The sequence below is a fragment of the Streptomyces sp. CWNU-52B genome (assembly GCF_047444975.1).
Taxonomy (GTDB): domain Bacteria; phylum Actinomycetota; class Actinomycetes; order Streptomycetales; family Streptomycetaceae; genus Streptomyces.
In genome coordinates this window covers 78155-99548 of record NZ_JBLFJV010000003.1, presented here as the reverse complement: position 1 = coordinate 99548, position 21394 = coordinate 78155, and the positions used below count along the sequence as shown (strand labels likewise).

The 21394-nt window shown below is 73.8% G+C and carries 3 protein-coding genes; 1 reads left to right on the top strand and 2 read right to left on the bottom strand.

Annotated elements, in window-relative coordinates:
* Positions 1 to 102: 102 nt before the first annotated feature.
* A complete protein-coding gene (locus ACLVWQ_RS02735; RefSeq protein WP_414106479.1) occupies positions 103 to 894 on the bottom strand; it encodes a 2-keto-4-pentenoate hydratase in 792 nt (263 codons plus the stop codon).
* A gap of 67 nt (positions 895 to 961) precedes the next feature.
* Positions 962 to 1948 (bottom strand): methyltransferase, encoded by a 987-nt coding sequence (locus tag ACLVWQ_RS02730; protein WP_414106478.1) that lies wholly within the window; start codon positions 1946 to 1948, stop codon positions 962 to 964.
* A 488-nt stretch (positions 1949 to 2436) separates the two neighbouring features.
* On the opposite strand from ACLVWQ_RS02730, the gene ACLVWQ_RS02725 reads away from it, so the two are divergent.
* Positions 2437 to 21378 (top strand): non-ribosomal peptide synthase/polyketide synthase, encoded by an 18942-nt coding sequence (locus ACLVWQ_RS02725; RefSeq protein WP_414106477.1) that lies wholly within the window; start codon positions 2437 to 2439, stop codon positions 21376 to 21378.
* Positions 21379 to 21394 lie beyond the last annotated feature (16 nt).

Genomic DNA, 21394 nt, shown 5'->3' with positions numbered 1-21394 from the left:
CTCGGCTGGAGTGCACGGCGTGTGGAGTACGCGGACGGCGTTCCGGCGGATCCGGTCTCACCCCGACGTCGTCCGTCGGTACGTCCAGGGCGTGGCCGGTGCTCAGGAGGCGCCGTCCACGTGCAGCGTGACGCTGCCCAGCCGGTCGAACTCGGCGACGAAGGAGTCGCCCGCCCGCATCGGGACCGCCGCGTGCAGCGCGCCGGTCATCACCAACTGGCCGGCTTCGAGCGCCACTCCGCGCGCCCCCAGCGTGTTCGCCAGCCAGGCCACCACGGCGTACGGGTCGCCCAGCGCCGCGGCTCCCGCGCCGGTCGCCACCAGGTCGCCGTCGCGCCAGAACACCATCCCGGTCAGCCGCAGATCGACACCGGCCGGCGGGGCCAGCGGCGCGCCGAGGACCACCGCGCCGTTGGAGGCGAGGTCGGCGATGGTGTCGGCGAGCCCGATCCGCCAGTCCACGATCCGCGAGTCGACGATCTCAAGACCCGCCAGCACCTCCGAGACCGCCTCGCGGGCCTGGGCCACCGTCACCCCCGGCCCCTTCAGCGGGGCCCCGAGCCGGAACACGATCTCCGCCTCGACCTTCGGGCTGATGAACGACCCCGGTGACACCCGCGCCCCGGTCTCGTACACCGTGGAGGCCAGCACGGGCCCGTAGTCCGGGGTGTCGACGCCGAACATCTCCTGCATCGGCGCGGACGTCAGCCCCGCCTTGTAGCCGACGACGTGATCGCCGTCCGCCAGCAGCAGCCGCACCAGCTCCTGCTGCACGGCGTAGCCGTCGTCCATGCCGAGCGTGGGGTCGGTGTCGGTGAAGGGCGCCACCGGCACGCCCTGGGCGCGCGCCTCGTACAGCGCCAGTGCGCGGGAAGCGATGTCCTGGTCCGGCATCGTGAAGCTGCTCCTGTCCATGCGTGCGTCGAGCGGCCGCCACGCCGGTGCCGGCCACGGGGGCCGGCTAACCGGCGGCCACGAACACCCGGCTGCCGGGCATCCGCAGGGGGGTGCTCGACACGTCGGTGAACCCGGCGCGGCGGAACGCCTCGTGCCACACGTCCTTCGGCGGCAGGTTCACGTCCATCGACGAGGCGTGCAGATAGCTGAACAGCGCGCTGAAACCACGCTCCCGGGGCTCCGCCACGTACGGCACCGCGTCCGTCACCACCATGCGGCCGCCCTCCCTGAGGGAGGCCCGGCAGGCGCGCAGCACTCCGTCGAGGACCTCGGGGCTGCCCACCACGTCGTGCAGGACGAACCCGGCGTGCACCACGTCGGCGCCGCTGAGCGGAGCCGGGTCGGCGGCCAGCGACTCGATCGAGCGGTTCACCACGTCGAGGCGGTCGGCGAGCCCCGCCAGGCGCGCGGCCCGCCGCGCCTCCTCGCACGCGGCGCCGCTCAGGTCCAGGGCCAGCCCCGTGCTGTCGGGCAGGCGGCCGAGCAGCTTGAGCAGCAGCCCGCCCGCGCCCGCCCCGAGGTCGACGATGTGGCGCGGCGCGCCCGAGGCGATCTCCTCGAGCACCCCGGGGTAGAAGCCGTGCGAGCCGATCCACCGGGAGGACACCGCGACCCGGCGGCCGTCCCGCGCGTACGTGGCGCCGGCCGCCTTCGGGTCGCGCAGGAACAGCGCCGCGTGGTCGATGTAGGGGCGGTTGGCGTTCAGCGCCCAGGACAGATAGCCGGCCTGGTAACGGCGGTCGGCGAGGTCGGCACCGGGGCGGTACGGTCCGGTGTCGCCTTCACTGCTGATGAGCCCCGCCGAGACCAGGGCGCGCAGATAGCGTTCGGCGCCCTCCTCGGGTACGGCGGCCAGGCCGGCGGCCTCGGCCAGCGTGAAGGGCTCGCCGCGGTCCAGCAGGTCGGACAGTCCCAGTTCCTCGGCGATTTCGAGCAGAGCCGCATCGGCCGCGAGATCGGCGGCGGCCTCCGCGGAGTCGGTCCCGGTCATGCGTCACTCCCGAGGGCGAAGGGGCATACGTGCAGGCGTACGTACATGCGTGCAGGTGTGCGGGTCATGGTGGAGGGCGGGGTCGTGCACGGCTGGTGGACGAGGCCGTCACACGGGGAGCCGCGTCACCGGCCAGGCTGGTGCGCCGGGCCGGACGACCGGCACCGGCGCCCGGTTCCTCCAGCGCCAGGATGGAGCGGCCGGGGCGCGGGCGGTATCCGCGAGCCCCGCCGTTACGGTCGCCGAACGCCCTCCCGGGACCCCCCGGACGCGGCGCCCGGCCCCTCCTCGCGCCGTCCGTCGCCCTCTCCCGGCAGACCGCCGCCGGACCCGCGGAACCCGGTGTCCCCGGGGGCCGGAGCCGCCGGTGGTCGTAACTGTGGCTCCCACCGATGCCGCGGTCCGGTCGTTCTCAGCAGCATCGCAAACGCCCACATCGAGCCGGAAGGCGCTCGCACAGTCGGCCCCGCCCGCTTTGAGGAGTGCACGTGATTCCTGCGTCGTATGCGCAACGTCGGCTGTGGCTCGTGGACCAGCTGGAAGGAGCGAGCGCGCTCTACACCGTCCCGCTGGTACTGCGGCTGTCCGGTGCGCTGGACGTGCCCGCCCTGCGCGCCGCGCTGACGGACGTGGTGACCCGTCATGAGGCACTGCGGACGAGGTTCCCCCAGGTGGACGGCGAACCCGTGCAGGACGTCGTACCGGCCGGCGCCCTCCCCGACCTGCTGACCGTCGACGCCGTACGGCCCGACGAGCTGGAAGCCGAGATCGCCCGCACCGCACTGCACGTCTTCGACCTGACCTCCGGCATCCCCTGCCACGCCCGGCTGCTGACCGTCGACGACCGGACGTCGGTGCTCGTGCTCGCCCTGCACCACATCGCCGCCGACGGCTGGTCGGCGGGCCCGCTCTGGCGTGACCTCTCCGCCGCCTACTCCGCGCGCCTGTCCGGCAGCGAGCCCGACCTCGCGCCGCTGCCGGTGCAGTACGCCGACTACACCCTGTGGCAGCGCGAGCTGCTCGGCGACGCCGACGACCCGGGCAGCCTCCTCGCCGAGCAACTCGCCTACTGGCGCTCGGCGCTGGCCGGCGCCCCCGAGGAACTCGCGCTGCCCGTCGACCGGCCGCGGCCGGCTCTCTCCGCGCACGACGGAGGCACCGTACGCCTCGACGTCCCGGCCGGCCTGCACGCCGAACTCGCCGAGCTGGCGCGGGCCGAGGACGCCACCATGTTCATGGTCTGGCACGCCGCGGTCGCCGTGCTGCTCGCCAAGCTCGGGGCCGGCGACGACATCCCGGTCGGCAGCCCCTTCGCCGGACGCAACGAGGCCGACCTGGAGGACCTCGTCGGGTTCTTCGTCAACACCCTGGTCCTGCGCACGGACCTGACCGGCGACCCCGCCTTCACCGAGATCCTCCAGCGGGTACGCCGCACCGCCGTGCGGGCCCTGGACCACCAGGACGTGCCCTTCGAGCGGCTCGTGGAGGAACTCGCCCCGGCCCGCTCACTGACCCGGCACCCCCTCTTCCAGGTCAACCTCACCCTGCACAACGTCCCGCAGATCCCGCTCGACCTGCCCGGCCTGACGGCCGTCGCGCAGATGGCGGAACTGCCGCTGGTCAAGTTCGACCTCGACTTCCAGGTCGTGGAACGGTTCGACGAGCAGGGTGGGCCCGCCGGTCAGCACGTCGAACTCCACTACTCCGCCGACCTGTTCGACCACGCCACCGCCGTGTCGTTCGCCGACCGGCTGCTGCGGGTCCTGCGGCACGCCGTCCACGCCCCGCACGGCCCGCTGCACACCGTCGACATACTCACCCCCGCCGAGCACGAGGGGCTGCGCGCCGCCACGGCCGCCATCGAGCCCCCGCCGCCCGGGGCGACCGTGCCCGGTCTGTTCGCCGACCGGGCCGCCGCCCACCCGGAGTCGGTGGCCGTCACGGCCGGGGCGAGCGCACTGACGTACGCCGAACTCGACGCCGACGCCAACCGGCTGGCCCGCCATCTCGTCACGCTCGGCGCGGGCCCCGAGACCCGGGTCGCTGTCGCCATGGACCGCACCCCCGACCTGGTCACCGCGCTGCTCGCGGTCATGAAGGCGGGCGCCGCCTATCTGCCGGTTGACCCCGCGTACCCGGACGCCCGGATCGCCGCGGTCCTGGCCGACGCCACCCCCGCCGTGCTGCTCACCACCACCGACATCGCCGCACGCGGCATCGGCGACACGGACATGCCCCGCGTCGTGCTCGACGACCCGGCCGTCCGCTCCGCCCTCGCCGACCGTGCCCCGGAGCCGCTCACCCAGGACGAGCTCACGGGCCCGCTGCTCCCCGGCCACCCCGCCTACGTCATCCACACCTCGGGCTCCACCGGCGCCCCGAAGGGCGTCGTCGTCACCCACGCCCAGGTAACCGCACTGCTGCGGTCCGCCGCCGGCCGGTACGGCTTCGGCACCGACGACGTCTGGAGCTGGTTCCACTCCTTCGCGTTCGACTTCTCGGTGTGGGAGCTGTGGGGAGCGCTGCTCACCGGCGGCCGGCTCGTCGTCGTCGACCACGACACCTCCCGCTCCCCGCGGGACTTCCGGGACCTGCTGGTCCGCGAAGAGGTCACCGTCCTCAGCCAGACCCCAACCGCCTTCCACCAGCTCGCGCACGCCGACGCCCAGGAGCGTGCCGCCGACCTCGGCCGCCGGCTGCGGCTCGTGGTGTTCGGCGGCGAGGCTCTGGACCCCGCACGGCTCACCGACTGGCGGGCCCGCCACGGCGCCGACGGCCCGCGCCTGGTCAACATGTACGGCATCACCGAGACGACCGTGCACGTCACCCACCTCGACCTCGCCCTCGACGCGGACGAGGAGACCGGGCCGCACGGCACCAGCCCCATCGGCGGCCCCCTGGACCACACCCGCGTGTACGTCCTCGACGACGCCCTGCGGCCCGTGCCCCCCGGCGTGGCCGGCGAGATGTACGTCACCGGCTCCGGAGTGGCCCGCGGCTACCTGGACCGCCCCGGCCTGACCGCCGGCCGGTTCGTGGCCTGCCCCTTCGAACCCGGCACCCGGATGTACCGCACCGGCGACGTCGCCCGCCGCGCCGCCGACGGCACCCTCCACTACCTGGGCCGCGCCGACAGCCAGGTCAAACTGCGCGGCTTCCGCATCGAACCCGGCGAGGTGGAGGCCGCCCTCCTCAGCCACGCGCAGGTCGCCCAGTCGGCCGTCGTGGTCCGCGAGGACACCCCCGGCGACCACCGCCTCGTCGGCTACCTGGTGCCCCACCACCCGGCCGACGCCACCGGGGAGACCGGCGCCGCCCTGGCCCGCGCGGTGCTCGAACACGCCACGGGGCTGCTGCCCGCCCACATGGTGCCCGCGGTCTGCGTACCGCTGGAGCGGCTCCCGCTCACCGTCAACGGCAAACTCGACCGTGCCGCGCTGCCCGCACCCGGCCACGGAGACGACCCGGCCGGCGGACGGGGACCCGCCACCGTGCGTGAGGAGATCCTCTGCGCGGTCTTCGCCGACGTCCTCGGTGTGCCCACGGTCGGGGCCGACGACAACTTCTTCGTGCTCGGCGGACACTCCCTGCTCGCCGTGCAGATGCTGGAGCAACTGCGGGCGCGCGGCGTCTGGGTCGACATGCGGACCCTGTTCACCGCCCCCACGCCCGCCCGGCTCGCCGCCGTCGCAGGCCGCGAACCCGTCGAGGTCCCCGAGGGCTCCGTGCCGCCCGGCACCACCCGCATCACCCCCCAGATGGTGCCGCTGGCCGGTCTCACAGAGGCCGAACTGCGCACCGTCACCGACACGGTCCCCGGCGGCGCGGCGAACATCGCCGACGTCTACCCGCTCGGACCGCTCCAGGAAGGCCTGTTCTTCCACCACCGGCTGCACAGCGAGAACGAGAGCGACACCGACGGCGTCGACCCCTACGTGGTGCGCTACGCCCTGCGGTTCGACTCCCGCCGCCTGCTCGACTCCTTCCTCGCGGCCTGGCCGCACGTCATCGACCGGCACGAGGTCCTGCGTACCTCCCTGGCCTGGGCGGACCTGCCGCACGCCGTGCAGGTCGTGCACCGCCACGCCGACCTGCCCGTCACCGAGGTCGACCTCGCGGACGGACTTTCCGACTCCGACTCCCGCTCCGACGTCGCACCGGACCCCGTCGAACAGCTGCTGGCCCGCAGCGACGACCCCATGGACCTGCGCCGCGCCCCCCTGATGGACCTCCGGATCGCCGCCGAACCCGGCACCGACCGCTGGCTGCTCGTCGTCCGCATGCACCACATCACCCAGGACCACACCACCCTCGAACTGGTGCTCCGCGAGGTCACCGCCGTGCTCGACGGACACGGCGACGACCTGCCCGACCCGCTGTCCTACCGCGCCTTCGTCGGCCAGGCCCTGCTGGGCATGTCGGCCGAGGAACACACCGCGCACTTCACGCGGGTCCTGGGCGACGTCACCGAACCCACCGCGCCCTTCGGCGTGCCCCAGGTGCGCGGCGACGGACGCGACGTCGCCGAACGCCGCACCTCCCTCGACCCGCTGCTGGCCGCCCGGCTGCGCGAGCAGGCCCGGCGGGCCGGAGTGAGCGCCGCCACCCTCCTGCACGTCGTGTGGTCACGGGTCCTCGCCGCCGTCTCCGGACGCGACGACGTCGTCTTCGGCACCCTGCTCCTCGGCCGGATGCAGGCCGGCAGCGGCTCCAACCGGGTGCCCGGCATGTTCATCAACACCCTTCCCGTCCGCGCCCGTACCGCCGACACCGACGTGGCGGGTGCGGTCCGGGCCATGCACACCCAGCTCGCCGACCTGATGGTCCACGAACACGCCTCGCTCGCCGCCGCGCAGCGCGCCAGCGGTGTCCGCGCGCCAGCACCGCTGTTCACCGCCGTGCTCAACTACCGGCACAACTCCGCCGGTGACCCCGGGACCGTCCTGCCCGCCGGCACCGAGGTCCTCACCTTCCGGGAACGGACCAACTACCCGCTGGTCGTCTCCGTGGACGACGACGGCCAGGCGTTCGCGTTCGCCGTCCAGGCCGCCGCCGCGCTCGACCCCGACCTCGTCACCCGGCTGCTGCTCGCCACCACCGACCACGTCGTCACCGCCCTCGAACAGGCCCCGGACACCCCGCTCGCCCAGCTCGACGTGCTGCCCGCCGAGGACCGGCACCGCATCCTCACCGAGTGGAACGACACCGGACACCCCGACCTGGCGCCCACACTCGCCGACCTGTTCGCCGCCCGCGTCGCCGCCTCGCCCCACGCCCGAGCCCTCACCTTCGCCGGTGAACGCGATGAACGCGATGAACGCGATGAACGCGACGAACACGGCGAACACCTCGACTACGCGGAACTCGACGCCCGCGCCAACCGGCTGGCCCGCCACCTGATCGGCCGGGGCGTCGGGCCCGAGGGACGCGTCGTGCTCCTCATGGACCGCTCACCCGACCTCGTCGTCGCGCTACTCGCGGTCCTGAAGGCCGGCGGCGCGTACGTGCCCGTCGACCCGGACCAGCCCGCCGAACGCATCGCCCGGCTGTGCGCCGACGCCGCCCCGGTCGCCGTGCTCACCACCCTCGTCACCGCACCGTCGGCGCCCGCCCCGGGACCGGCCCCGATCGCCGTCGACGACCCGGCGGTCCGCTCCGCCGTCGCCGCGCACCCCCCGGGCCCGCTCACCCAGGACGAACGCACCTCCCCGCTGCTCCCCGGCCACCCGGCGTACGTCATCTACACCTCGGGCTCCACCGGCACCCCCAAGGGCGTCGTCGTCCCGCACTCCGGCGCCGTCAACCTCCTCGCCTTCGAGTGGCCGGGCCTGACCGCCGACAGCCGGCTGCTCCAGTTCGCCTCGATCGGCTTCGACGTCGCGACCTGGGAAATCATGACGGCGTTCGCCGCCGGAGCGTGCCTCGTCGTCGCCCCCGCCGCCCGGCTGCTGCCCCGCGCCGGCCTGGAGGACGTCATCGAGCGGTACGGCGTCACGCATCTGCAACTCCCGCCCACCGTCCTCGGCATGGTCGAGGACGACCACCGCCTCGCCTCCGTGCGCACCCTGCTGGTCGCGGGCGAGGCCCTCGGCGCCGCACTCGTCGACCGGTGGGGTGCCGACCGCTGGTTCGGCAACGCCTACGGCCCGACCGAGATCACCGTCATCGCCGCCGCCGACGGGCCGTTGCGCCCCGGCGACGCCCCCACCATCGGCCGCCCCCTGCCCGGCGTCCGCCTGTACGTCCTCGACGCCCGCCTTCGCCCCGTACCCGACGGTGTCGACGGCGACCTGTACGTCACCGGGGCGGGCGTCGCCCGCGGCTACCTCGACCGGCTCGGCCTCACCGCCGAACGCTTCGTGGCCGACCCGTTCGGCACCGGCGGCGCCCGGATGTACCGCACCGGTGACATCGTGCGCCGCACCGCCGACGGCCGGCTCCTCTACACCGGCCGCGCCGACGACCAGGTCAAGATCCGCGGCTTCCGCATCGAGCCGGGCGAGGTGGAGGCCAGGCTCACGGAACACGAACTGGTCGACCAGACCGCGGTCGTCGTCCGCGAGGACACCCCCGGCGACAAACGCCTCGTCGCCTACGTGGTGCCGGCCGGGTCCGGCGCTTCGGACCTGCCCGAGGCGCTGCCCCGCACGCTGCGCGCCCACCTCGGCGCCCTGCTGCCCGCCCACCTGGTGCCGGGCGCGTTCGTCACCCTGGACCGGCTGCCGCTGTCGGTGAACGGCAAGCTCGACCGCGCCGCGCTGCCCGCTCCGGACCGCACAGGCGGCTCCGGAGCCCGCCCGACCGGTCTGCGCGAGGAGCTGCTGTGCTCGGTCTTCGCGCAGGTTCTGGGGGTGCCGCGGGTCGGTGTGGACGACGACTTCTTCGCGCTGGGCGGCCACTCGCTGCAGGCGGTCCGCCTCGTCAACCGCATCCGCGCCGTTCTCGGCGTCGAGACCCCCGTGCACGCCGTCTTCGAGACGCCGACGGTGGCGGGGCTGGCTGCCCGGTTGGACGGTATGGCGGGTGCGGGGGCGAGGGGCGCGGTGCTGGTCGGGGAGCGGCCGGAGCGGTTGCCGTTGTCGTACGCGCAGCGCCGGTTGTGGTTCGTGGACCGGCTGGAGGGCGCGAGCGCGCTGTACAACATTCCGTTGGTGGTGCGGTTGTCCGGCGCGGTGGACGTGGAGGCGTTGCGTGGGGCGCTGGGTGATGTGGTGGCGCGTCATGAGGCGTTGCGGACGCGGTTCGGGCAGGTGGACGGTGAGCCGTATCAGGTGATCGTGCCGGTGGCGGACGCGGTGGTGGAGCTTCCGGTGGTGGCGGTGTCGGGCGGGGAGGTGGAGGGGCGGATCGAGGAGGCGTGTGCGCATGTCTTCGATCTGGCCGGTGAACTTCCTGTCCGGGCGACGTTGTTGGAGCAGGATGCCGAGACGTTCGTGCTGGTCCTGGTGGTGCATCACATCGCGGGTGACGGCTGGTCGATGGCGCCGTTGTGGCGCGACGTCTCCACGGCCTACGCGGCCCGCAGGGAGGGCAGGGCACCGGACTTCGTACCGCTTCCGGTCCAGTACGCCGACTACGCCCTCTGGCAGCGCGCCCTGCTCGGCGACGCCGACGACCCCGACAGCCGGCTCGCGGACCAACTCGCCCACTGGCGTACGGCACTGTCCGGTGCCCCCGAGGAACTCGCCGTGCCCGCCGACCGGCCGCGCCCCGCTGTCGAGAGTCACCGCGGCGGTGTCGTGCCCGTGCGGGTGCCAGGGGAGTTGCACGGGCGGCTTGCGGAGCTGGCGCGGGCCGAGGGCGTGACGATGTTCATGGTGTGGCAGGCGGCGGTGGCGGTGCTGCTGTCCCGGCTGGGCGCCGGTGAGGACATCCCGCTGGGCAGCCCGGTCGCGGGCCGCACCGACGAGACCGTGGACGACCTGGTCGGATGCTTCGTCAACACCCTGGTGCTGCGCACCGACCTGTCCGGCGACCCGACCTTCACCGAGGTACTCGCCCGGGTGCGCACCGCGGCGCTGGACGCCCTCGACCACCAGGAAGTCCCCTTCGACCGGCTCGTGGAAGAACTGGCACCCGCCCGGTCGACGGGCCGCCACCCCCTCTTCCAGTTCGTCCTGGAAGTGCAGTCCACACCCCTCCTCACCCCCGAACTCGTCGGCGTGGACGTCGAGGCGCTGCCCTACGCGACCCGCGACGCCAAGTTCGACCTCGACCTCCAGATCGCGGAGCGTTACGACGACGAAGGCGGCCCCACCGGCATGGACGGCGTGGTCGTCTACGCCGCCGACCTCTTCGACCACTCCACCGCCGAGGCCCTGACCACCCGGTTGCTGCGCGTCCTGGACGCCGTCACCACCGGCCCCGAGCGCGCCGTCCGGACCGTCGACGTCCTCGACCCGGCCGAGCGGCAGCGGCTGGTGGGGGAGTGGTCCCGCCGCCAGCCGCAGATCGCGGGCCCCGACGAGCGCGTATACGTGCTCGACGCCGCTCTCACCCCCGTCCCGCACGGCGTCCCCGGTCAGCTGTACGTCACCGGCGGTGAACCCCGGCACGACTCCGTGCCCTGCCCGTTCACCGAGGACGAGGCCCTCATGCGCCCCACCGGCACCCGCGCCCGCTGGGACTCCCAGGGCCGGCTGGAACTGCTCGACACAGACACGGACACAGGCACAGGCACAGGCACCAGGGCCGACACCGACACCGATACGGGAACGGGGATGGGGACAGAGATGGAGCCGCGGACCGGATCCGAAGCGGACGCGGAGCGGGAGGGCACCACCGGCAGCACGGTCAGCCGACGAGGCACCCGCCTGCGCGAGGAGCTGCTGTGCTCGGTCTTCGCGCAGGTTCTGGGGGTGCCGCGGGTCGGTGTGGACGACGACTTCTTCGCGCTGGGCGGCCACTCGCTGCAGGCGGTCCGCCTGGCCAGCCGTATCCGCGCCGTCCTCGGTGTCGAACTCAGCCTCCGCGCCCTCTTCGAGACGCCGACGGTGGCGGGGCTGGCTGCCCGGTTGGACGGTATGGCGGGTGCGGGGGCGAGGGGCGCGGTGCTGGTGGGGGAGCGGCCGGAGCGGTTGCCGTTGTCGTACGCGCAGCGCCGGTTGTGGTTCGTGGACCGGTTGGAGGGTGCGAGCGCGCTGTACAACATTCCGTTGGTGGTGCGGTTGTCCGGTGCGGTGGACGTGGGGGCGTTGCGTGGGGCGCTGGGTGATGTGGTGGCGCGTCATGAGGCGTTGCGGACGCGGTTCGGGCAGGTGGACGGTGAGCCGTATCAGGTGATCGTGCCGGTGGCGGACGCGGTGGTGGAGCTTCCGGTGGTGGCGGTGTCGGGCGGGGAGGTGGAGGGGCGGATCGAGGAGGCGTGTGCGCATGTCTTCGATCTGGCCGGTGAACTTCCTGTCCGGGCGACGTTGTTGGAGCAGGATGCCGAGACGTTCGTGCTGGTCCTGGTGGTGCACCACATTGCCGGTGACGGCTGGTCGATGGCGCCGTTGTGGCGCGACGTGTCCACGGCCTACGCGGCCCGGCGGGAGGACAGGGCCCCGGACTTCGTACCGCTTCCGGTGCAGTACGCCGACTACGCCCTCTGGCAGCAACGGCTGTTCGGCGACCGGGACACCCCCGACAGCCTCCTCACCGCCGAGGTCGAGCACTGGAGGACCGCGCTCGACGGCATCCCCCAGGAACTCGCCCTCCCCTTCGACCGCCCCCGCCCGGCGGTGCCCGGACGCGGTGGCGGCTGGGCCGGCATCGACGTGTCCGGGGAGTTGCACGGGCGGCTTGCGGAGCTGGCGCGGGCCGAGGGCGTGACCATGTTCATGGTGTGGCAGGCCGCGGTGGCGGTGCTGCTGTCCCGGCTGGGCGCCGGTGAGGACATCCCGCTGGGCAGCCCGGTCGCAGGGCGCACCGACGAATCGCTGGAGGACCTGGTCGGGTTCTTCGTGAACACCCTGGTGCTGCGCACCGACCTGTCCGGCGACCCGACCTTCACCGACGTGCTCGCCCGGGTGCGCACCGCCGCGCTGGACGCCCTCGACCACCAGGAAGTCCCCTTCGACCGGCTCGTGGAAGAACTGGCACCCGCCCGCTACACCGACCGCGCCCCCTTCTTCCAGGTCATGATGGCCGTGCAGAACGTCCCCCAGGCGGACGTCACGCTGCCCGGCCTCGTCGTGGACGCCCGCCCCGGGGAGCCGAACACGGCCAAGGTCGACCTCGACTTCCAGGTCGTCGAACTCCCCGACGAGGCCGACGCGCCCGGCGGCATGATCGGCGGCCTCACCTACGCCACCGACCTCTTCGACCACACCACCGCCGAGACCCTCGTCAGCCGGCTGCTGCGCGTCCTGGACGCCGTCACCGCCGACCCCGCCCGGCCCGTCGCCCGTATCGACCTCCTCGACCACGCCGAGCGGCAGCGCCTGCTCACCGAGTCGAACGGCGCCCGCAGCGACACCCTGGCACTCACCGTCCCCGAACTGTTCAGCATCCGCGCGTCCCGCGCCCCGAAGGCACTCGCCCTCGTCTCCGACACCGAGCAGGTCACCTACGGCGAACTCGACGCCCGTTCCAACCGGCTCGCCCACCACCTCGTCCACCTCGGCGTCGGCCCGGAGACCCCGGTCGGCGTCGTCATGGACCGCTCCCTCGACGTGGTGACCACCCTGCTCGCCGTCCTCAAGGCGGGCGGCACCTACGTCACCCTCGACCCCGCCCAGCCGGCCTTCCGCACCGCCGAGACGCTCCAGCGCGCCGGAGTCGACGTGTGCCTGGCCGACGGCCGTCACACCGACCTGGTGCGCCCCCACGTCGGCACCGTCGTCGTCGCCGACGCGGGCGACGCGGACTGGGCGGAGCGCCCCGCCACAGCCGTCACCGGGCGCAGCCTGCCCGACCAGCTCGCCTACATCATGTTCACCTCCGGCTCCACCGGAGAGCCCAAGGGCATCGGAGCCACCCACCGCGATGTCGTCGACCTCGCGGGCGACCGCTGCTGGCAGTTCCCCGGCACCGCCCGCGGCTGGTTCGCCGCGCCCCACACCTTCGACGGGTCCACCGTCGAACTGTGGGTACGGCTGCTCAACGGCGGCGAGATCGTCGTCACCCCGCCCGGCCGGATCGACGCCGCCCGGCTGCGCACCCTGGTCGCCACCTACGGACTGACCCACGTCCACCTGACCGCCGGGCTCTTCCGGGTCATCGCCGAGGAGGACCCCGGCGCCTTCACCGGCGTCCACGACGTGCTCACCGGCGCCGACGTGGTGCCCAGGAACGCGGTCCGCCGGATCATGCAGGCGGTCCCCGGCATCATCATCCGCAGCAGCTACGGGCCGACCGAGGCGACCGTCATCGCCACCCAGATCCCCCTGACCGACCCCGACGGCCTCGGCGAGAGCGTCCCCATCGGCCGCCCGCTGGACAACACCGGGGTGTACGTCCTCGACACCGCCCTCGCCCCCGTCCCGGTGGGCGCCACGGGCGAGCTGTACATCGCGGGCGCCGGACTCGCCCGCGGCTATGTCGGACGGGCCGGGCTGACCGCGGAACGCTTCGTGGCCTGCCCGTTCGAAGGCGCGGGCGCGCGCATGTACCGTACCGGCGACGTGGTGCGGCGGCGCGGCGACGGCGTGCTGGAGTTCGTGGCCCGCGTCGACGACCAGGTGAAGATCCGCGGATTCCGGGTGGAGCCAGGCGAGGTCGAGTCGCTGCTCGCCGACCACCCCGCGATCGCCCAGGCCGTCGTCACCGTCCGCGAGGACACCCCCGGGGACAAGCGCCTGGTCGCCTACGTGACCTCGGTACCCGGCGAACCGGCCCTCGACGTCCGCGAGTTCGTCGCCGGGCGGCTGCCCGAGTACCTGGTGCCGACCGCCGTGGTGGCCCTGGACCGGCTGCCCCTGACCGCCAACGGCAAGGTGGACCGCGCCGCGCTGCCCGCGCCCGAAGCGGTCACCGCCGGCGCGCTGCGCAGGCCGCCCTCCCTGCGCGAGGAACTCCTGTGCTCCGTCTTCGCCCAGATCCTGCGCGTGCCGCGGGTCGGCGTGGACGACGACTTCTTCGCGCTCGGCGGCCACTCCCTGCTCGCCGTGCGCCTCGTCAGCCGGATCCGCACCGTGCTCGGCGTCGAGATCCCCGTGCACGCCGTCTTCGAGGCGTCCACCGTCGCCGGACTCGCCGCCACCGTCGAGGCGGCCGGCGCTGTCGCGGCCCGGCCCGCCGTCACCCCCGGCCCCCGGCCCGAGCGGCTGCCCCTGTCGTACGCCCAGCGCCGGCTGTGGTTCGTGGACCGTCTGGAGGGCGCGGGCTCCCTCTACAACATCCCGCTCGTACTGCGTCTGACCGGCACGCTCGACACCGGCGCGCTGCACGCCGCCCTCACCGACCTGGTCGCCCGGCAGGAGAGCCTGCGCACCCGGTTCCCGCAGGACGAGGGCGACCCCTACCAGGACGTCGTACCCGCCGACGCGTTCCACCTGGACCTGGACGTGGTGCCCGTCGACCGCAGGGAACTCGACGAGCGGATCGCCGAGGCCGCCGGATACGCCTTCGACCTCGCCGGTGAACTGCCCGTCAGGGCCACGCTGTTCGACGTACGCGGCCCCGAGTCGGACGCCCCTGACACGGGCGGTGGGGACGCGGACGAGGCGGTCCTGGTCCTCGTCACCCATCACATCGTCGCCGACGGCTGGTCCATGGGCCCGCTGCTGCGCGACCTGTCCACCGCCTACGCCGCCCGCCGGACCGGCCGGGCCCCGGGCTGGGAGCCGCTGCCCGTGCAGTACGCCGACCACACCCTGTGGCAGCGCGAACTGCTCGGCGACGGCGACGACCCCGACAGCCTCCTCGGCCGGCAGGTCGCCTTCTGGAAGGACGCGCTGCGCGACAGCCCGGAGGAACTGGCCCTCCCCACGGACCGGCCCCGGCCCGCCACGGCGAGCCGGGACGGCGGCTGGGTGCCCCTCACCGCACCGGCCGGACTGCACGAACAGCTCGCCGAACTCGCCGTCGCCCAGGGCGCCACCACCTTCATGGTGTGGCAGGCCGCCCTCGCCGTGCTGCTCTCCCGGCTCGGCGCCGGCCAGGACATCGTGATCGGCAGCCCCGTCGCGGGCCGGACCGACGAGGCCGTCGACGACCTGGTCGGGTTCTTCGTCAACACCCTCGTGCTGCGCACCGACCTCTCCGGCGAGCCGACCTTCACCGAACTCCTCGCCCGGGTACGGGCGTCGGCGCTGGACGCCCTCGGGCACCAGGAGGTGCCGTTCGAACGGCTCGTCGAGGAGCTGGCACCGGCCCGGTCGCTGGCCCGCCACCCCCTCTTCCAGGTCATGCTCGCCGTCCAGAACGTGCCCCCCGCCTCCGTCGACCTGCCGGGCCTGGCCGTCGAGGGCCTGCACACCGAGGTGACCCGCGCCAAGTTCGACCTCGACTTCCAGGTCGCCGAGCGGTTCGACGACGAGGGCCGGCCCGTCGGCGTCGACGGCGGCCTCACCTACTCGGCCGACCTCTTCGACCGTGCCACGGCCGAGGCGCTCGCCGACCGCCTCCTGCACGTCCTGCGTGCCGTCGTCGCCGACCCCGACCGGCCCGTCCGCGACATCGGCCTGCTCGGCGAACCCGAACGCCGGCGCGTCCTCGTCGAGTGGAACGCCACCGAACGGACCGAACCGGCCGCCACGGTGCCCGACCGCTTCCGGGCCCAGGCCGCCCGCACCCCCGACGCCCTCGCCCTGGTCGCCGACGGCACCCGCATGACGTACGCCGAACTCGACGCGGCCTCCGACCGGCTCGCCCGGTACCTCGCCGGGCACGGCGCGGGACCCGAACGCCTCGTCGCCGTCGCCATGACCCGCTCGCCGGAGATGGTCGTCGCCCTCCTCGCCGTACTGAAGTCCGGCAGCGCCTACCTGCCCGTCGACGTCGCCTACCCGGCCGCCCGCATCGAACTGATGCTGGGCGACGCCGACCCCGTGGCACTCCTCACCACGAGCGACATCGCGCCCCGGTTGCCGCAGACGGCGGCCGCACCGGTCCGCGTCGTCCTGGACGACCCGCGGACCCGGGCGGCGGTGGCCGCCGAGGACGCCGCCCCGCCGGCCGCGCGCCCGCACCTCGACGGCGCCGCCTACACCGTCTACACCTCCGGCTCCGCCGGCACCCCCAAGGGCGTCGCCGTCACCCACCGCGCCATCGACCGCCTGGTCCGCCCCGCCGACTACGCGGACGTGCGTGCCGGCGACGTCGTCGCACATCTGGCGTCGGTGTCGTTCGACTGCACCACCTTCGAGCTCTGGATCACCCTGCTCAACGGCGCCACCCTGGCCGTCGGCCCGGCGGGCACCCCCTCGGTGGCCGTGCTGCGGACCTTCCTGGCCGAGCACCGCGTCACCGTCGCCGTGCTGCCCACCGGACTGCTGCACCAGGTGATCGACCTCGACGTCGAGGCCCTGCGCGGTGTCCGCTCCCTGCTGACCGGCGGTGACGCGCTCTCCGTCGAACACTGCCGCACCCTGCTCGACGCACTGCCCGGCACCACGCTGATCAACGGCTACGGGCCCACCGAGAGCACCACCTACACCCACAGCCACCCGGTCACCCGCACGGACGTCGACAGTGGCCGGCCGATCCCCATCGGCCTTCCGCTGGCCCGCACCCGGGCCTACGTCCTCGATGCCTCCCTGCACCCGGCACCCGTCGGCGTGCCCGGTGAGCTGTACCTCGCGGGGGACGGACTGGCACGCGGGTACGCCCGGCGGCCGGGAGCGACCGCCGAGCGCTTCGTGGCCTGCCCGTTCGAGGCGCCGGGCGCGCGCATGTACCGTACCGGCGACGTGGTGCGGTGGCGGGCGGACGGGGTGCTGGAGTTCGTCGGCCGGGTCGACGACCAGGCCAAGATCGGCGGCTTCCGCGTCGAACCCGGTGAGGTCGAGGCCGCCCTGTCCGCGCACCCCGACGTGGCCCAGGGCGCGGTCGTGGTCCGCGAGGACACCCCCGGCGACAAACGCCTCGCCGCCTACGTGGCACCGGCGGACCCCGCCGTGACCGGCCGCGAACTGGTCTCCCGGATACGGGAGTTCGTCGGCAGCCGGCTACCGGACCACCTGGTGCCCTCCTACGTGTCGGTCCTGGAGCGGCTGCCGCTCACCGTCAACGGCAAGGTCGACCGGGCCGCCCTGCCCGCCCCCGACCTCACGACCGCGACCGGCACCGGACGCGCCCCGGCGAACCTGCGCGAGGAACTGCTCTGCACGATCTTCGCCGATGTGCTGGGCGTGCCGCGGGCCGGCGTGGACGACGACTTCTTCGCGCTCGGCGGCCACTCCCTGCTCGCGGTACGACTGGTCAGCCGGATCCGGGCGGTGCTCGGCGCGGAGATCTCCGTGGGAGCCGTGTTCGAGGCGCCGACCGTCGCGGGTCTGGCCCGGCGGCTGGCGCGGGCCGGCGGCCGCCCGGCCCGGCCCGCGGTGCGGCCGATGCCCCGCCCCGCCGTGCTGCCGGTGTCCTACGGGCAGAGCCGGCTGTGGTTCGTGGACCGGCTCGAAGGCCCCAACCACCTCTACAACATCTGCCTGGTGCTGCGGCTGTCCGGCGAGCTGGACATCGCGGCGCTGCGCGCGGCCCTGGCCGACGTGGTGGCCCGGCACGAGAGCCTGCGCACCACCTTCCCCCTGGTCGCCGACCGGCCCTCCCAGCACGTCAGGCCCGTCGACGAGGTGGCCGTCGAGCTGCCGGTCACCGCCGTCGGGGAGGCGGAACTGCAGGAGCGTCTCGACCGGCTGGCCGTCCACGCCTTCGACCTGGCCTCCGAACTGCCGCTCAAGGCCGACCTGTTCGACCTGACCGAGCTGGCTGACGGAGGGTCACCCGGCCGCGGGGAGTGGGTGCTCTCGGTCGTCGTCCACCACATCGCGGGTGACGGCTGGTCGATGGATCCGCTGTGGCGGGACCTGTCGCAGGCGTACGGGGCGCGCCGCGCGGGTCACGCGCCGCACTGGGAGCCGCTGCCGGTCCAGTACGCCGACCACACCCTGTGGCAGCGCGAGTTCCTCGGGGACATGGACGACCCGGAGAGCGTGCTGGCCCGGCAGGTGTCCTACTGGAAGGACCGGCTCCAGGGCGCGCCCCAGGAGCTGGCCCTCCCGTTCGACCGGGCGCGGCCCGCGGTGGCCGGCCACAGTGCCGGCTGGGTGCCGCTGCGGGTGCCGGCACGGCTGCACGCGCGCCTGGCCGAGCTGGCGCTCGGGCAGGGCGTGACGATGTTCATGCTGCTCCACGCCGCGGTCGCGGTGCTGTTGTCGAAGAGCGGCGCCGGACGGGACATCGTGATGGGCAGCCCGGTGGCCGGGCGGACGGACCAGTCCCTGGACGATCTGATCGGCTTCTTCGCCAACACCCTGGTGCTGCGCACCGACCTGTCGGGCGACCCGGACTTCGTGGCCCTGCTCGACCGGGTGCGCGCGGCCAGCCTGGAGGCCTTCGAGTACCAGGACGTGCCCTTCGAACGGCTGGTGGAGGAGCTGGCCCCGGCCCGCTCGATGGCCAGGAACCCGCTGTTCCAGGTCCTGCTCGCCGTGCAGAACCACCGCAGGTCCACGCTGAAGCTGCCCGGGGTACGGGTGACCGAGCATCCGGCCGGATCGCTCTCGGCCAGGTTCGACCTGGACATCGAGGTCCAGGAGTGCTTCGACGAGACGGGCGGACCGGCCGGGCTCGACGGCGGGATCATGTTCGCGGCCGAACTCTTCGACCGGTCCACCGTGGAGACGCTGGTGGCCCGGCTGGTACGGGTCCTGGAGTCGGTCACCGCCGAACCCACCCGGCCGGTGGCCCGCATCGACGTGCTGGAGGACGCGGAGCGGCGGCGGATGCTCAAGGAGTGGAACGACACCGCCCGCCCCGCACCGGACACGACCCTCGCCGAACTGTTCCACCGGCAGGCCCTGCGCACCCCGGACGCCGTCGCACTGGTCGGTGCGGGAGAGCAGGTCTCCTACGCCGAACTGGAAGCGCGGTCCAACCGGCTGGCCCGCCATCTGATCGACCGCGGGGCGGGACCCGAGGCCCTGGTCGGCGTGGTCCTCGACCGCTCGGTGGAACAGGTCGTCGCGCTGCTGGCCGTCGTCAAGAGCGGCGCCGCCTATCTGCCGATCGACCCCGACCAGCCACCGCGGCGCATCGACCTGATGCTCGCCGACGCCTCCCCGGTGGCCGTGCTGAGCACGGCGGAGATCACCGCCCGGCTCCGGGACACCGCAGGCGCCGACCGGTCCCCCTCGGCCGGGGCGGTCCGGTGGATCGGGCTCGACGAACCGGCGGTGCGGGCGGCGGTGGCGGCGCAGTCCCCCCGGGCGGTGACCGACGCCGACCGGAGCACACCTCTGCGGCCGGCTCATCCCGCCTACGTGATGTACACCTCCGGGTCCACCGGAACCCCGAAGGGAGTCGCCGTCCCGCACCACGGGGTGGTCAACCAACTGGACTGGATGCAGGAGGAGTTCTCCCTGGAGCCGGCGGACCGGGTCCTGCAGAAGACCTCGTTCGGGTTCGACGTCTCGGTGTGGGAGCTGTTCTGGCCGCTGCTGCACGGCGCGGGAATGGTCCTGGCCCGTCCCGGCGGCCACCGGGACCCGGAGTACCTGACCGAGCTGATCGACCGGGAACAGGTGAGCGTCGTCCAGTTCGTCCCCTCCATGCTGCGGACGTTCCTGGACGGCGGCGACGTACGACGCTGCGCCGGCCTGCGGGCGGTCCTGTGCATCGGGGAGGCGCTCCCGGCGGTGGTCCGCGACCGCTTCCGGGCGGCGCTCCCCGTACCGCTGTACAACCTCTACGGCCCCACCGAAGCCTCGATCGCGGTCACCTCCTGGCGGTGCGACCCGGCACAGGACGGCGCGACGGTGCCGATCGGCCGTCCCGTCCGGAACACCAGGGCGTACGTGCTCGACGACGGCCTGCTGCCCGTGCCGCCGGGCATGGCCGGTGAGCTGTACGTGGCAGGCGACGGGCTGGCCCGCGGCTATCTCGGCCGCCCGGAGCTGACCGCCGAACGCTTCGTGGCCTGCCCGTTCGGGCCGGCCGGCGAGCGGATGTACCGGACCGGCGACGTCGTGCGCTGGGACGCCGAGGGCCTCCTGGAGTTCGTCGGCCGCACGGACGACCAGGTGAAGATCCGCGGATTCAGGATCGAGCCGGGCGAGATCGAGGCGGCGCTGGCCGGCCACCGGCAGGTGGTGCAGGCGGCCGTCGTCACCCGGGAGAACCCGGCCGGCGACCTGGGCCTGGTGGCCTATGTGGTCCCGGAGACCGGCACGGACACCGGCGACGGCGGGGCCCGGCTCGCCGCGGACGTACGGGAGTTCGTGGCGAACCGGCTCCCGGAGCACATGGTGCCGTCGGCCGTGGTGGTCCTGGAGACACTGCCGCTGACCTTGAACGGCAAACTGGACCGGGCGGCACTGCCCGCGCCGGACCACTCCGCGGGCCCCCGCACGGGCGGCCGCCGGCCGGTCACGCTGCGGGAGCAGTTGCTGTGCTCGGTCTTCGAGCAGGTGCTCGGTGTGTCGCCGGTCGGCGTCGACGAGAGCTTCTTCGAACTGGGCGGGCACTCCCTGCTCGCCGTACGCCTGGTCAACCGCATCCGGGCGGTCCTGGACGCGGAGGTCCCGATACGGACGCTGTTCGGGACACCTACCGTGGCCGGCCTGCTGGCCAAGATCACCCGGGACGGGCAGCGGAAGAACCCGGACGTCCTGGTGCCCATGCGGTCGGGCGGCGACCGCGCTCCCTTCTTCTGCGCCCACACCGTGCTGGGACTCGGCTGGGAGTACGGCTGGCTCGCCGACTCCGTGCCCGAGGGACAGCCGCTCTACGCCCTGCGCCCCCGGGGCATGGACGACGGCGAGGCCGAACTGCCCGACTCGCTGTCCCGGATGGCCGCGGACTATGTCGAGCAGATCCGCACCGTGCAGCCCACCGGCCCGTACCACCTGCTCGGCTGGTCCTTCGGCGGGAACGTCGTCCAGGAGATGGCCGCCCAGCTCCAGGACGCGGGCGAGGAGGTCGCGGCCCTGGTCGTGCTGGACTCGAGCCCGGTGAACGGCCCCGCCACGGCGGAACAGCAGGCGGGCTTCGCCGAACAGGAGGAGACGGTCGCCGGGGCGCTCACCGGCGCGGAGCACGAGGCGTACATCAGGATCGTGCGCAACAACACCAGGATCCTGCTGGCGCACCAGACGCGGAAGACGTCCGGCACGCTGCTGCTGATCTCCGCCGACTCGGAGGAGAAGGCCGGTCTGTGGCGTCCGCTGGTCTCCGGCGAGGTGCGGGAGCACACGCTCGACTGCACGCACCGCGAGATGCTCCTCGACCCGGACGTGGTCCGGCAGATCTGGGACATCGCGTCGGGGGAGCTGGGACTGAGCGACTGACCCTTCGCGCCCGAGT

What these genes read in the sequence shown, in the direction of transcription:
- ACLVWQ_RS02730 (WP_414106478.1), bottom strand. Translation starts at nt 1,948, where the DNA reads ATGACCGGGACCGACTCCGCGGAGGCCGCCGCCGATCTCGCGGCCGAT.
- ACLVWQ_RS02735 (WP_414106479.1), bottom strand. Translation starts at nt 894, where the DNA reads ATGCCGGACCAGGACATCGCTTCCCGCGCACTGGCGCTGTACGAGGCG.